Source organism: Tsukamurella sp. DT100, assembly GCF_049844855.1.
Taxonomy (GTDB): domain Bacteria; phylum Actinomycetota; class Actinomycetes; order Mycobacteriales; family Mycobacteriaceae; genus Tsukamurella.
Genome location: NZ_JBNCLV010000005.1, coordinates 236024 through 248670, shown reverse-complemented (window position 1 = coordinate 248670; position 12647 = coordinate 236024). Strand labels below are relative to the sequence as shown.

The 12647-nt window shown below is 71.1% G+C and carries 15 protein-coding genes; 9 read left to right on the top strand and 6 right to left on the bottom strand.

Going from position 1 to position 12647, the window contains the following annotated elements; all coding sequences use genetic code 11:
* Positions 1 to 6: 6 nt before the first annotated feature.
* Positions 7 to 594 (top strand): vitamin K epoxide reductase family protein, encoded by a 588-nt coding sequence (locus ACLQ3K_RS14350; protein WP_426000155.1) that lies wholly within the window; start codon positions 7 to 9, stop codon positions 592 to 594.
* Position 595: 1 nt separating this feature from the next.
* Here ACLQ3K_RS14350 and ACLQ3K_RS14345 read toward each other — a convergent pair whose 3' ends face one another.
* Complete coding sequence (locus ACLQ3K_RS14345; protein ID WP_426000153.1) at positions 596 to 1834, bottom strand: CynX/NimT family MFS transporter; 1239 nt, start codon at positions 1832 to 1834, stop codon at positions 596 to 598.
* An 84-nt stretch (positions 1835 to 1918) separates the two neighbouring features.
* Between ACLQ3K_RS14345 and ACLQ3K_RS14340 the strand changes: the two genes are divergently transcribed.
* The 4 genes from ACLQ3K_RS14340 (at position 1919) to ACLQ3K_RS14325 (ending at position 5330) form a co-directional block, all read left to right on the top strand.
* The gene (locus ACLQ3K_RS14340) at positions 1919 to 2596 is read left to right on the top strand and encodes a FadR/GntR family transcriptional regulator (protein WP_426000151.1); all 678 of its coding nucleotides are present in this window, start codon (positions 1919 to 1921) and stop codon (positions 2594 to 2596) included.
* A gap of 39 nt (positions 2597 to 2635) precedes the next feature.
* Positions 2636 to 3040 carry a DUF6153 family protein gene (locus ACLQ3K_RS14335; RefSeq protein WP_426000443.1) on the top strand — a complete coding sequence of 135 codons (405 nt, stop codon included), beginning with the start codon at positions 2636 to 2638 and terminating at the stop codon, positions 3038 to 3040.
* A gap of 83 nt (positions 3041 to 3123) precedes the next feature.
* Entirely contained in the window at positions 3124 to 3759 is a 636-nt protein-coding gene (locus ACLQ3K_RS14330; protein ID WP_426000149.1) for a DUF305 domain-containing protein, read from the top strand.
* Positions 3760 to 3941: 182 nt separating this feature from the next.
* Entirely contained in the window at positions 3942 to 5330 is a 1389-nt protein-coding gene (locus tag ACLQ3K_RS14325) for a hypothetical protein (protein WP_426000147.1), read from the top strand.
* On the opposite strand, the gene ACLQ3K_RS14320 is transcribed toward ACLQ3K_RS14325, so the two are convergent.
* Complete coding sequence (locus tag ACLQ3K_RS14320; RefSeq protein ID WP_426000145.1) at positions 5327 to 6484, bottom strand: iron-containing alcohol dehydrogenase; 1158 nt, start codon at positions 6482 to 6484, stop codon at positions 5327 to 5329. The two genes, ACLQ3K_RS14325 and ACLQ3K_RS14320, sit on opposite strands and share 4 nt — an antisense overlap.
* Positions 6485 to 6511: 27 nt before the next feature.
* Here ACLQ3K_RS14320 and ACLQ3K_RS14315 point away from each other — a divergent pair, with 27 nt between their 5' ends.
* Positions 6512 to 7234 carry a VIT1/CCC1 transporter family protein gene (locus ACLQ3K_RS14315; protein ID WP_224647101.1) on the top strand — a complete coding sequence of 241 codons (723 nt, stop codon included), beginning with the start codon at positions 6512 to 6514 and terminating at the stop codon, positions 7232 to 7234.
* Between the two features lie 11 nt (positions 7235 to 7245).
* On the top strand, positions 7246 to 7764 hold the full coding sequence (locus ACLQ3K_RS14310) for a gamma carbonic anhydrase family protein (protein ID WP_224647102.1): 519 nt from the start codon (positions 7246 to 7248) through the stop codon (positions 7762 to 7764).
* Between the two features lie 30 nt (positions 7765 to 7794).
* Here ACLQ3K_RS14310 and ACLQ3K_RS14305 read toward each other — a convergent pair whose 3' ends face one another.
* Positions 7795 to 8280, bottom strand: a complete 486-nt coding sequence (locus tag ACLQ3K_RS14305) for a hypothetical protein (protein WP_426000142.1) — start codon at positions 8278 to 8280, stop codon at positions 7795 to 7797.
* A 29-nt stretch (positions 8281 to 8309) separates the two neighbouring features.
* Between ACLQ3K_RS14305 and ACLQ3K_RS14300 the strand changes: the two genes are divergently transcribed.
* Entirely contained in the window at positions 8310 to 8789 is a 480-nt protein-coding gene (locus tag ACLQ3K_RS14300; RefSeq protein WP_224647189.1) for a Rieske (2Fe-2S) protein, read from the top strand.
* A gap of 121 nt (positions 8790 to 8910) precedes the next feature.
* Positions 8911 to 10395, top strand: a complete 1485-nt coding sequence (locus tag ACLQ3K_RS14295) for a flavin-containing monooxygenase (RefSeq protein WP_426000140.1) — start codon at positions 8911 to 8913, stop codon at positions 10393 to 10395.
* A 93-nt stretch (positions 10396 to 10488) separates the two neighbouring features.
* Here the strand turns inward: ACLQ3K_RS14295 and ACLQ3K_RS14290 are convergent, their stop codons facing one another.
* The 3 genes from ACLQ3K_RS14290 to ACLQ3K_RS14280 are packed head-to-tail and all read right to left on the bottom strand — an operon-like array spanning position 10489 to position 12619.
* On the bottom strand, positions 10489 to 11160 hold the full coding sequence (locus ACLQ3K_RS14290; protein WP_224647108.1) for a L,D-transpeptidase: 672 nt from the start codon (positions 11158 to 11160) through the stop codon (positions 10489 to 10491).
* A 38-nt stretch (positions 11161 to 11198) separates the two neighbouring features.
* Entirely contained in the window at positions 11199 to 11825 is a 627-nt protein-coding gene (locus ACLQ3K_RS14285; RefSeq protein ID WP_426000138.1) for a CPBP family intramembrane glutamic endopeptidase, read from the bottom strand.
* The gene (locus tag ACLQ3K_RS14280) at positions 11807 to 12619 is read right to left on the bottom strand and encodes a hypothetical protein (RefSeq protein ID WP_224647111.1); all 813 of its coding nucleotides are present in this window, start codon (positions 12617 to 12619) and stop codon (positions 11807 to 11809) included. The genes ACLQ3K_RS14285 and ACLQ3K_RS14280 overlap by 19 nt, the downstream gene beginning before the upstream one ends.
* Positions 12620 to 12647 lie beyond the last annotated feature (28 nt).

Sequence of the window (12647 nt, the reverse complement as noted above, 5' to 3'; positions counted from 1 at the left end):
GCTGACGTGTCCACCACCGAGACTGCCGCACCGGCCACCGAGAACCGTCGCACCACCGGAATCCTGCTGCTCGTGACCGGCGTGCTGGGGCTGTTGGCCTCGGCGATGCTGACCATCGACAAGATCAAGCTGCTCGAGGACCCGAACTTCGTCCCCGGATGCAGCTTCGACCCGACGATCTCGTGCGGCTCGGTGATGCAGTCCTGGCAGGGATCGGTGTTCGGCTTCCCCAACCCGCTGATCGGCATCGCGGCGTTCTCGGTGGTGATCGTCGCCGGCGTGCTCGCCGCGGGCGGCGTCGACCTCCCCCGGTGGTTCTGGACCGGGCTCGCGATCGGCGCCGCCGCCGGCCTCGCCCTGGTGATCTTCCTGATCTACTCGAGCCTGTTCGTGATCCACGCGCTGTGCCTGTGGTGCATGCTCGTCTGGACGATCATGCCCATCGTGCTCGCGACCGCCGTGGCCGCCGCGCTCGGCCCGAAGGCCACCCAGCAGGTCAAGCAGGGGCTCGCCGCCCTGGTTCTGCTCTGGTACATCGTCGTGCTGACGCTGATCGCGGTGCAGTTCTGGGACTACTGGAGCAGCAAGTTCTAGATCAGTTCCAGGTGTCCTCGAGCATGCGCGGCTTGCACGCCTGGTAGGCGCCGAGGCCGAGCACCACGAGGCAGGCGAACAGCATCATGAACGGCGCGGTCCAGCCGTGCGTCGCCTCGTGCAGCAGGCCGAAGCCGAGCGGGCCGGCGCACGCCGCGAGGTAGCCCACGCCCTGCATGAAGCCGGACAGTGCGGCCGATCCGGCGCCCGTGCGGGTGCGCAGGTTGACCAGCGTCAGCGCCATCGGGAAGGTCGTCGGGCCGAGCCCCAGCGCGATCACCCAGACCCAGGTCAGGGTCATCGGCGCGAACAGCAGGCCCAGGAAGCCCACGACGAAGCAGCCGAGGAACACGATCACCAGCGGGAACGGGTTCACCATCCGGGTGCACAGGCCGGGCACGACCAGCGTCGCCAGGAAGCCGACGCCGGAGAACAGCGCGACCATGTTGCCGCCGAGCGCGGCGCTGCCGCCGGAGTCCGAGAGGATCGTCGGGATCCAGGTGAACATCGCGTAGGTGTTCAGCGAGGTCATGCCGAACATCGCGGCCGCGCCCCAGGCCAGCGGGGAGCGCCAGATCCGGCCCGTCGGCTCCGACGGTGCCTCCCCGGTCACGTCCTCCACATCGTGGCCGCGCCGGGCCAGGACGATGCCGAGCCAGGGCAGGAACGCGGCGATCGGGATGATCGCCCAGATCGCGAGCGAGACGCGCCAGCCGTAGGCGTCAGCGACCGGGACCGCGGTGAGCGCGGGCACCATCGTGCCCAGCTGGACGCAGGTGAGGTACGCGGTGCTGAGCACGGCGACGTTGTCCGAGAAGTAGCGCTTGACCAGAGGCGGCAGCACGACGTTGCCGATGCCCATGCCGATCAGCGCGAGGCATGAGAACGCCAGCAGGCCGAGCGTGCCGCCCATCAGGGAGCGCACGCCGATGCCGATCGCGGTCGCGACGACGGCCACCAGCGTCGTGCGCTCGAGGCCGATCCGGCTCGTCAGGAACGGCGTCACGATGCCCGCCGCGGCGAACATCGCGGTGGGCAGCATGCCGAAGACGCCGATGATCGTCGCGCCGAAGTGGAGGTCCTCGCTGATCCGCGTGAGCAGCGGCGTGAGCGATGTGACCGCGGTTCGCAGCGTCAGCGCGAACAGCACGATCGCGAGCAGTACGAGCAGCCGCCCCTGCTTCACGGATCGCACCATGGTCTGGTCGGCCTCCTGCGGCTCGGTCGCGATGCTGGTCATTCGCCCTCCTTACGGTCGCCACAAATCATAGGATGAATGGATGTATGACGGCAAGACGGTTTCCGTCCGGATAGGATGACTGTGATGCAACCGGTACGCAGGCAGACCTTGATAGCGCAGGTCACAGAACAGCTCCGCGGCGAGATCGCCAGCGGGCGATGGCCCGTGGGCGGGCGCATACCCACGGAGACCGAGCTCCGCGAGCTCACCGGCACGGCGCGCAACACCGTCCGCGAGGCGGTGCAGGCGCTCGTGCACGCCGGCATGCTGGAGCGGCGCCAGGGGTCGGGCACGTACGTGCTCTCCGCCTGCGCCACCTCCACGCTGGGTGACTACTTCTCCGCCGCGCGCGACACCGACCTGCTCGAGCTTCGCGAGGCGCTCGAGGTGACCGCCGCCGGGCTCGCCGCGGAGCGCCGCGACGACGACGACGTCGCCGAGCTGCGCCGCCTCCTCGAGGCCCGGAACCGGCTCTGGGCGCCCGAGCAGGTCGCATCCGGCGCCGAGCGGGAGGCCATCGTGGCGGATCTCGCGATGCACCGCGGCGTGGTCGCCGCCAGTCACAACACGATCTACCTCGAGTTCTACGACTCGCTGGTGCCCGTCCTGCAGGAGCACCTCCAGGAGTTCCCCGTCGGATTCGCCACCTCGTACGAGTGCGCGCACATCGCGGTCATCGACGCCGTGGCCGCCGGCGATGCGTCGGCAGCCCGCGCCGCCGCCCGCGAGCTCCTCGCCGAGGTGCGGCTCCGCGAACGCTGACCAATACCCCACTGGGGTATTATTCGGGCCGTGCGGACGATGCGGAGCGGATGGACGGCGGCCACCACGGCCGTGCTCCTCGCGCTCGCCGTCCTCCTGATGCACCTCGGCATGCCTCCCATGTCGATGCCCGCGGCGTCCGCGTCGACGACGCACCACGGCGCGCCCCGCGATTCCGCGACTGAGCGCACCGCGATGGACCGGGCCGATCACGGCACCTCGGTGCAGAAGCAGACCGTCGATGCGGTCCACGACCACGAGTCGCACGACTGCGCCGGCACCGTCGTCGTGCACAAGACGGTCGGCGCGCCACCGCTCGTCGCGGTCCTCCCCCTCGCCGACGGTGCCGCCCGCGTCACCCCGGCGGATCACGCCGCCGTCGCGCGGGGTCCGCCGTCCTGGACGGTGTTCGACCTCGCCCAACTCTGCGTTCTCCGAGTCTGATCGACGCCCGCGCGCGGCCGCCCCGGCCGCGGCGCGCTGAGCCGACCCATCAGAACACTCCGAGACCCGTAGAGGGATCAACCATGACCGTTTCACGTATCCGTATCGCCACCATGCTGTCCGCCGTCGCCGTCGGTGCGTCCCTGATCGGCGCGTGCACCACCGGCGCGTCGACCGATACCGCCCCGTCGAGCACCACCGCCACCGGCGCCGCCGACCACGCCGGCCACAGCATGGGCTCGTCGGCCCCGTCGAGCAGTGCGGTCACCGCGCAGTTCAACGACGCCGACGTCGACTTCGCCACGATGATGTACCCGCACCACGCCCAGGCCGTCGAGATGGCCAAGCTCGTCGAGGGCAAGGGGGCACGCCCGGAGGTCGTCGAGCTCGCCGCCGAGGTCCAGGGCGCGCAGCAGCCCGAGATGGACGCTTTCACCCGCCTGCTCGCGCAGTGGGGCAAGCCCGCCCCCAGCGCCACCATGGAGCACGCCATGGACGGGATGATGACGCCCGCGCAGATGGAGAGGCTCGGCACCCTCCGCGGCGCCGAGTTCGACCGCGAGTGGCTCACGATGATGATCGCCCACCACAAGGGCGCCATCGCCATGGCCGACACCGAGCTCGCGAAGGGCGTCAACCCGGAGAGCCGGAAGCTCGCCGAGCAGATCAAGAGCGGCCAGCAGGCGGAGATCGCCCGCATGGAGAAGCTCCTGGCATAGCCGACAGCGGCGTCGTCACGGCCGTCGCCCGCGATCAGCGGGCGGCGGCCGTCGCGCTGGACGGCGGGGCCGCTGTCGCCCTCCCGTGAGATCCGACGAAATCATTCCACCGGAACGATTTTCGGGCACAATCAGCAGCGCACCGACGACCCACGTCATTGCTTCGAGAAAGCGAGCAACTGATGACAGCGAGGCATGCCCTCCGCAAGCCCCGGCCGATCGCACTCGCGGCGGCGGGAACAGGTCTCGCGGGCGTGCTCGCCCTCACCGGCGGCGGTGCGGATTTCCTCGCGCAGGTCGCGGCCAAGACGATCATCGTCGTCGGCGGGGCCAGCGATCCGACCGGCAAGGACCAGTGGGCCCGGATCGGCCGCGACTACACCGGCCCCGCTCCGGTCTTCGTCCAGCACCCCGCCGTCTTCGGCATCGGCTTCCCCGGCTTCGCCCTCAGCAGCGACGGCAAGCACACCTACGCGCAGTCGAACGACATCGGCGCGGCGGCCACCGTCGACGCGATCACCGCGGCGAAGCAGGACCCGAACGAGGAGGTCGTGATCTACACGATCTCCCAGGGCGCCGACGTCGTGGGCCTCGCGGTGCTGCGGTACGGAAAGGATCACCCGCTGCCGTCCGGCGGGACCGCGGGAATCACCGTCATCGAGCAGGGCAGCCCGAGCTTCATCCGCTCCGGTGCGTGGAACCTGATTCCCGCGGGGATCCCGGGTCTCCACAACGGACCCGTCCACAACGACGGCGCGTCCGGCGCGAAGGTCGTCAGCATCTGCGTCAAGGGCGATTTCGGCTGCGGGATGGGCGTCAACCCCCTGATCGCCGCGTTCTACTTCCCGCCGGGATTCCTGATGCACGGCACCGTCTACACCGCGGAGAACATCGGCCGCTACTCCCCGATCACCGGCGAGGCCTTCACGCCGGGATCAACTCCCGAGACGCCCGTCGGCACCCGCACCGAGACCCGCAACGGCAACACCGTCACCGTCGAGACCTACGCGAACGGCACCGTCAAGCGGACGTGGACCGAGGACAACACGACGTGGGTGTCGATCGACACGGGCGAGAATCCGTGGGGCTGGATGCTGCGCCGCAACGGCATCGACGTGCCGAAGGAGTTCGACCAGCTCCTGAACGCACTGATTCCGGTGCCCGAGCCCGGTGACTCCGGCCTGATTCCCGGACTGCCCGTCTCCTCGCCGGACGACCGGGCCGCGTCGCCCGCACGGCACGGCGCCGCACGGCCCGACGCGGTCACCGTCGCCGAGCTGGTCGCGAGCAGCGAGCAGATGACGACGCCCGCGGTCGAGCCGGTGGCGCCGACGGAGCAGGCGACCGCCGTGGTGCCCGCACCGTCGACTCCCCCGACCGAGCCGGGCGCGACGCCGGAGCCAGTCACCGGTGGCTCGGTCCCGTCGACCCCCTCGGACCCGCCGGCCGAGACCCCCGCGCCCGAGGCCCCGTCCACCGAGGTCGCACCGTCGGAGACCCCGGCGGCCGAGGTCTCCGAGCCCGACGCGACCGAGCAGGCCACGAGCGCCGCGGCGGAGACCGCCGCCTAGCCGTAGACCTCGTCGTACAGGGCGACGATCTCGGCGGCGTCGGGGACGCGCGGGTTGTTGCCGGGTGAGCCCGACGCCAGGGCCTGCTCCGCCATGAGCGGGGCCAGCTCGTCCCACCGCGCCTTGTCGATGCCGTACGCGCGCGGCGTGGGCACCGCCAGGTCGGTGCAGAGCTGCTCGATCTCGCCGACGAGCGCCTGTGCGAGGGCCTGGTCGGAGTCGCCCGCCAGCCCGTACGCCCGGGCGCAGTCCGCGTAGCGGGCCGGCGCCGCGCCGACGGAGAAGCGCATCACCGCGGGCAGCAGCATCGCGTTCGAGAGCCCGTGCGCCACATGGAAGTGTGCGCCGATCGGCCGGCTCATGCCGTGCACGAGCGCGACCGAGCTGTTCGAGAAGGCGACACCGGCCTGCGTGGCGGCGAGCATCATCGCCTCGCGGGCCGGGCGGTCGGCACCGTCGGCGTAGACGGCCCGGATGTTGGCGGAGATCGTCGAGATCGCGGTGAGGGCGAAGCCGTCGGCGAACGGATTCGCCTTGCGGCTGACGTACGCCTCGATCGCGTGGGTGAGGGCGTCCACGCCGGTGTCCGCCGTGAGTCGCGCGGGCATCGACAGGGTGAGCTCGTAGTCGACGATCGCCGCGACCGGCAGGAACGCCGGCCCCGGGCAGAGCATCTTCTCGTCGCTGGCGCTGTCGGTGATGATGCTGAACTGCGTGGCCTCGCTGCCGCTGCCGGCCGTCGTCGGGATCGCGATCACCGGGAGCGCAGGCCCGACGGTGACCGTCGGGGCCTTGTAGTCCCGCATCGTGCCGCCGCCCGCAGCGAGCACCGCGAGGGCCTTCGCCGTGTCCAGGGGGCTGCCGCCGCCGAGGCCGATGACGCAGTCCGCGCCGTGCTCGCGGACCACGGCGAGGCCGGGCGCGAGCGAATCGGTGGTCGGGTCGGGCACCGTGCGGTCGAAAACCGACACCTCGCAGCCGGCGTCGGTCAGGGCCGCGACCAGCCGAGCGACGGTGCCCTGCGCGGAGAGGAAGGCGTCCGTCACGACCACCGGTCGGGAGAAGCCGAGGTCCCGGACCAGGCGGCCGGAGTCGGCGAGTGCGCCCCCTCCGACCGCGAGCCGACGGGGAAGTCCTATCTGCGCTGCAGTCATGCCACGAACGTACCTAGACTCCTTCCCATGGCTGAGCAGATCGGTGAAGGCACACACGAATTCGAGCCGCACCACGCCGCGATCGGGGACCGTCTCAACTGGCTGCGGGCGGGCGTGCTCGGCGCGAACGACGGGCTGATCTCGACGGCGGGCATCGTCATCGGCGTGGCCGCGGCCACTGGCGAGTCCTCGGCGATCCTCACCGCGGGCATCGCGGGCCTCACCGCGGGTGCGGTGTCGATGGCGCTCGGCGAGTACGTCTCGGTGAGCACGCAGCGCGACACCGAGGTCGCGCTCATCGCCAAGGAGAAGGCCGAGCTCAAGGAGATGCCCGACGACGAGTTCGCCGAGCTGGAGCAGATCTACCGGCAGAAGGGGCTCTCCCCCACGACGGCGCGCCTCGTCGCCGAGGAGCTCACGGCGAACGACCCGCTGCAGGCGCACCTCGACGCCGAGCTCGGCATCGACGAGGAGAACCTCACCAGTCCGGTCGCGGCGGCGTTGTCCTCGGCCGTCTCGTTCAGCGTGGGCGCGAGCATCCCGATCCTGGCCTCGCTCATCGAGGGGCAGCGGATCCTCGCCATCGTGCTGGCCGTGCTGGTGGGGCTCGCGCTCACCGGCTACGTCTCCGCGCGGCTGGGCGACGCGGACGTCCGGCGCGCGACGGCCCGCGTCGTGATCGGCGGCCTCATCGCGATGGCCGTCACCTACGCCGTGGGTAAGCTCCTCGGCACCACTGGAATCGCCTGAGGAGGCCGCGAGTGATCGCTCGGTTCGCAGACAAGACGCCCCGCATCGCCGAGACGGCGTGGGTGGCCGAGACCGCCACCGTCGTGGGCGACGTGGAGCTCGGGCCGGGCGTCGGGGTGTTCTACAGCGCCGTGGTCCGCGGCGACACGACGCCCATCGTCATCGGCGAGAACAGCAACGTCCAGGACGGCGTGGCGATGCACGCCGACCCGGGCTTCCCGCTGACCGTCGGCGAGCGGGTGTCCATCGGACACAACGCCGTGGTGCACGGCTGCACCGTCGGCGACGACGTGCTCATCGGGATGGGCGCGGTCGTGCTCAACGGCGCGGTGATCGGCGCCGGCAGCCTGATCGCCGCCAACGCGCTGGTCCCCCAGGGGATGGAGGTGCCGCCCGGCTCGATGGTCGCGGGGGTGCCCGCCAAGGTGCGGCGCGAGCTGTCCGAGGACGAGCGCGCCGGGATCACCGCGAACGCGGCCGGCTACCAGTTCCTCACGCAGGCCCACGCGACGCAGACCGGACCGGCGTAGCTCGGACCCGTCGGGCCGAGGCCGGTCGACTCAGAGTCCGGACCACACCATCGTCGCGCCGGAGTGCCCGGCGGCGATCACGCCCCAGATGCACGCGGCGGCGGCCAGCGTCGACAGCACGCCCAACACGACGGACCCCGCGCGACCGGACAGCACCGTCGCCCCGGAGGCGCGGGAGGCGACCGCCGGGCTGGACCCGGCCCACACCAGGACCGCGACGACGAGCAACGCCAGCGACCACAGGAACGTGGCCGTCCCCTGGGTCTCGTGGCCCGCGATCTGCTCGCGCATCCCCTCCATCGACGGGCGCTGCTCCAGCTTCTCCCCCGACTCCTTCGCGAGGTAGCACGCCAGCGCCGCGACCAGCGCCAACACGGGCAATCCGACGCCCAACCGGGCGCGGGCCGCGGGCCACCACGCGGCGACGACGAGGGCCAGCGCGGCGAGCGGCAACAGGACCACCGCGGCATGGACCAACAGCGGATGACTCGGAATTCCCGCGATCTCGGTGAGCACGCATCAATGCTGGCAGAGTGGACCCTGTGATGCAGACAACTCAGCCAACCTTCTGCCCCACGCGGCGCGCGGTGCTCGCGGCCCTTCCCGGTATCGCGATCCTGCCCGTCGCGGTGGCCTGTGGAACGACCTCGAAGACCGACGACTCCTCGTCGGGCTCCACTCCAGCGAACGACACCTCGTCGAACGGCACCTCCGGCGGCGGCACGGCGCCGGGCGGCGGCGCCCGGATCCCCGTTGCCCAGGTGCCCGTCGGGAGCGCCGTGGTGATCGCGGGCGCGAAGCCCTACGTGGTCGCCCAGCCCACCGACGGAGCGTTCGTCGCCTTCGACGCCGCGTGCACCCATCAGGGCGTGACCGTGGCGGCGCAGGACGGCCTGTCCCTGCAGTGCCCGGCGCACGGGAGCAAGTTCAACGGCGGCACGGGCGCGGTCGAGGGCGGGCCCGCGAAAACGGCGCTGGCCTCGGTCCCCGTGCGCCGCGACGGGGAGAACCTCGTCGTCGGGTGACGCCGGGGTGATAGACGTAGACCCGCAAGCTACCGCGTTGTAGCATGGCGGGAACGTTATTGAATTGGTCTCAGTAGGCAGCCACCGCCGGGACCGTCACCACTTCGACGAGGAGACTCCCGTGGCCAATCCCGAGGCGATCTACAAGGACGTGCTCATCGTGGGCGCCGGTCTCGCCGGCATCGACACCGCCTACCGCGTGTCGAACGAGATCCCGCACTTCAGTTACGCCGTTCTCGAGCAGCGCGCCGAGATGGGCGGCACCTGGGACCTGTTCAAGTACCCCGGTATCCGCTCCGATTCCGACATCTTCAGCCTCAGCTACCCCTTCCTCCCGTGGAAGGGCACCAACCGCCTCGCCAGCGGCCCGGAGATCAAGGCCTACATCGAAGAGGCCGCCGCGAAGTTCGGCATCACCAAGAACATCAGCTTCAACACCAAGGTCGGCACCGTCGACTTCGACTCGCGTACCGACCTGTGGTCCGTCACGGCGGAGCGCGACGGCGAGCAGGTCGTGTACCAGTCGCGCTTCCTCGTCGCGTGCACCGGCTACTACAACTACGAGGCGGGCTACGAGCCGCCCTTCCCCGGCGTGGACCGGTTCCAGGGCCAGATCGTGCACCCGCAGCACTGGCCCGAGGACCTCGACTACAAGGACAAGAAGGTCGTGGTCATCGGGTCCGGCGCCACCGCCATCACCCTGATCCCGTCGATGGCCGACGACGTCGAGCACATCACCATGCTGCAGCGCTCCCCCACGTACGTGCTGCCGGTCCCCAACGCCGACCCGCTGACGATGTTCGGCGCGAAGGTGCTCCCGGCGACCGTCTCGCACAACATCACTCGCAACGTGAACGCCGTGATCAACGTCGGCCAGTACGTCCTCGCACGGTCGTTCCCGAAGACCTCGCGCAAGTTCCTGCGCAAGCTCAACCAGGCCATGCTGCCCGAGGGCTACGACGTGGACGTCCACTTCAAGCCGAAGTACGAGCCCTGGGACCAGCGCCTCTGTGTCGTCCCGAACGGCGACCTGTTCAAGACGATCAAGGACGGCAAGGCCGAGGTGGTCACCGACACCATCGAGACCTTCACCGAGAAGGGCATCCGCCTGACCTCGGGCCGTGAGCTCGAGGCCGACATCGTGATCACCGCGACCGGCCTGCAGCTGCTGGCCTTCGGCGGCGTCGAGGTCAACGTCGACGGCGCCCCGATCAAGCCCAACGACAAGTTCGCGTACAACGGCTACATGCTCGAGGGTGTGCCGAACTTCGCGTTCATCATCGGCTACACCAACAACTCGTGGACGCTGCGCGCCGACATCTCGGCCCGCGGCATCGCCCGCCTCCTCAACCACATGGTGGTCAAGGGCTACACGCACGTCGAGCCGCAGGTCGGCGGCAAGGTGCTGACCGAGCACCCCGCGCTCGACCTGAGCTCGGGCTACGTGCAGCGGTCGCCCGACGCGATGCCCAAGGCCGCCACGGAGCAGCCGTGGATGATCCGGCACAACTTCGTGCTGGACTCGCTGGACTACCAGCGCTCGCGCGTCGACGCCCCCGAGCTGAAGTTCGGCACCGTCGCGGCGGCGTCGAAGGCCGGCGTCTGATCGCCTGACCCGGAACCGGAAGAACCCGCCCCCTCCGAGGAGGGGGCGGGTTCTTTCGTCGTGTGCGGGCCGGGAGGCCCTCCGGGAAGGGGCCTACGAGCCCTGCACGTAGGTGCCGCCGACGGTGTTGCGCACCACGATCGGCGAGCCGATCGGGAAGTTGTCGTAGAAGTACTTGCCGTTGGCGGTGCTCACGTTGAGGCAGCCGTGGCTCACGTTGGAGACGCCCTGCTGGTTCACGGACCACGGGGCGGCGTGCACGAAGATGCCGCTCCAGGACATGCGCGTGGCGTACTCGACGTAGGTGCGGTAGCCCTCCGGGGAGTCGACCGGCACGCCGTACGTGGACGAGTCCATGTACATGTCGCGCTTCTTCTCCATGGTGTAGTACGTGCCGTTCGGCGTGGGGTGCTTGTTGGTGCCGAAGGACGTCGGCATGGTCTTGACGACCTCGCCGTCGTGCCACACGGTGATCTGCTTGGTGTTGTCGTCCGCGAGGGCGACCCAGCCGGTCTTGGTGGCGACGGGAGGCTCCGGCGAGGCCGCGACGGTCGTGCTCGTCTCGGTGGCGCCCGAGGGCGTGGACGGGCCGGTGGGTCGCGGCGTGGCCGGGCGCGGGGTGGTCGGGCGCGACGGGGTGGTGGGCGCCGCGCCCGCGACGGCCGCGGAGGCCGTCGCGGCGACGATCGCCGCTGCGGCGCCCGCGCCGAGGCGTGCGAAGCCGCGCCGGTCGACGCCGGTGGGACCGAGGTTCCGGTCAGTCATCGTTGTTCCTCCTGCGGTATCAAGCTTTGCGCACGATTCTACGGGTCCAGGGCCTCAGGTGAAGAAATCCCTGAACCTGAGCTGAGGATCACACCGCTCGCGTTCAGCATCCAATGGACCACGAAGCAGGGCCACCACCTGCCGGTTCGTCGCGCGAGGGCGTCCATCAGGGCCCCGAAGCCCGCGGTGACGCCGATTGTCGGAAGGACGGGGTCGTGAGCGCTGTGCGCGGCGCCGACGTGCCACAAACCGAACGTCAGCGGCCCCGCCACGGCGCCCGCCCGTCGGCCGTAGGCGGCCTCCAGCGCCGGCGTCAGCGCCCCGCGGAAGAGCAGTTCCTCCGGCAGCGCGGTGCCCAGCGGGATGTCCACGAGGACCCACTTCGCCCGGTTCGACGGTGCCTCCCGCCGCACAGGCCGGACGAGGGCCAGGCCCGCCCCGGCGAGCGCTCCCCCGGCGGCGACGCCAGCCGCCGTCGGGACGTGCGACCGGGCGAGGGCGGCGTCCGCGGCGCAGAAGGCGAGGGTCGCCGCCGAGCGGGCGTCCCGGTTCCAGCCGAACCGGTCCGCGAGGCGCGGCAGCGCCGCGTTGGACCACGCCACCGCGGCGCCCGCCGCCAGCGCGGGTGCTCCCCGCCGAGCCCGGGTCACTGCATCGTCACCCACGAGCCGAGCGAGCGGAACAGCGTGGCGGAGAAGGGCAGGTCGCTTCCGTAGCGCGCCGGATCGCGGGAGGCGTCCTCCTGCAGGGCGTGGCTCACGCCGCGCAGCCGCACGTAGTTCGCGTGGGTGCCGGTCATCACGTCGGCGAGGTCCTGCGTGGCGGAGCAGTCGACCGCGACGTCCGCGTCCGAGCAGGTGACGATGTTGTGCTTCTGCGGCGGCAGGGTCATCGCGGTGCGCAGTACGTCGGGCGTCCCCGCGGGCAGGCCGGTCAGCACGGGCTCGATGAGGGCCATCGGCACGGCAGCGCGTCCGGTGGCGCCGGTGCCCAGCGCAAGTGTCAGGGCCGCCGACGCACCGTGCCCGACGGCCAGCAGCCGGTCGTCGCCCAGGCCGGACCGCTCGGCGAGCGCCGTGAGACCCTTCCCCGCGCGGTCCAGCTGGGCCGCGTAGTCCGGGGCGTCCGACGGTGCGCCGTCGAACCGCAGCGAGGCCACGCCGTGCTGGGCGAGCATCACCGAGAGCTCGCGCGCGGCGATCTGCCCGGCCCGGTCGGACCCGGCGAGGATCAGCGCGGCGCGCAGTCGCTGCGGGTTGCGCGGCGAGACGTAGACGGCGGCGCCCGCGCTCACGGGCACCTGGACCGTCGACTCGTTCCAGTCCGCGGGCAGCGCCGCGGGCGCGGGCGGCGCGGGCTCCTGCGAGATCACCGGGGTGGGCTTGTCCGACGCGCACGACGCGACGGCGAGCAGCATCGCGAGGAGCACTGCGGCGAACCGCGTCCGGGCGTGGGTCATCGACTTCCCTCTCGTGGTTCGGCGCGTG

Coding starts and splice junctions, on each gene's coding strand:
- ACLQ3K_RS14335 (WP_426000443.1), top strand. CDS start 2,636: ATGCGGAGCGGATGGACGGCGGCCACCACGGCCGTGCTCCTCGCGCTC.
- ACLQ3K_RS14325 (WP_426000147.1), top strand. CDS start 3,942: ATGACAGCGAGGCATGCCCTCCGCAAGCCCCGGCCGATCGCACTCGCG.
- ACLQ3K_RS14300 (WP_224647189.1), top strand. CDS start 8,310: ATGCAGACAACTCAGCCAACCTTCTGCCCCACGCGGCGCGCGGTGCTC.
- ACLQ3K_RS14340 (WP_426000151.1), top strand. CDS start 1,919: ATGCAACCGGTACGCAGGCAGACCTTGATAGCGCAGGTCACAGAACAG.
- ACLQ3K_RS14280 (WP_224647111.1), bottom strand. CDS start 12,619: ATGACCCACGCCCGGACGCGGTTCGCCGCAGTGCTCCTCGCGATGCTG.
- ACLQ3K_RS14290 (WP_224647108.1), bottom strand. CDS start 11,160: ATGACTGACCGGAACCTCGGTCCCACCGGCGTCGACCGGCGCGGCTTC.
- ACLQ3K_RS14315 (WP_224647101.1), top strand. CDS start 6,512: ATGGCTGAGCAGATCGGTGAAGGCACACACGAATTCGAGCCGCACCAC.
- ACLQ3K_RS14320 (WP_426000145.1), bottom strand. CDS start 6,484: ATGACTGCAGCGCAGATAGGACTTCCCCGTCGGCTCGCGGTCGGAGGG.
- ACLQ3K_RS14345 (WP_426000153.1), bottom strand. CDS start 1,834: ATGACCAGCATCGCGACCGAGCCGCAGGAGGCCGACCAGACCATGGTG.
- ACLQ3K_RS14330 (WP_426000149.1), top strand. CDS start 3,124: ATGACCGTTTCACGTATCCGTATCGCCACCATGCTGTCCGCCGTCGCC.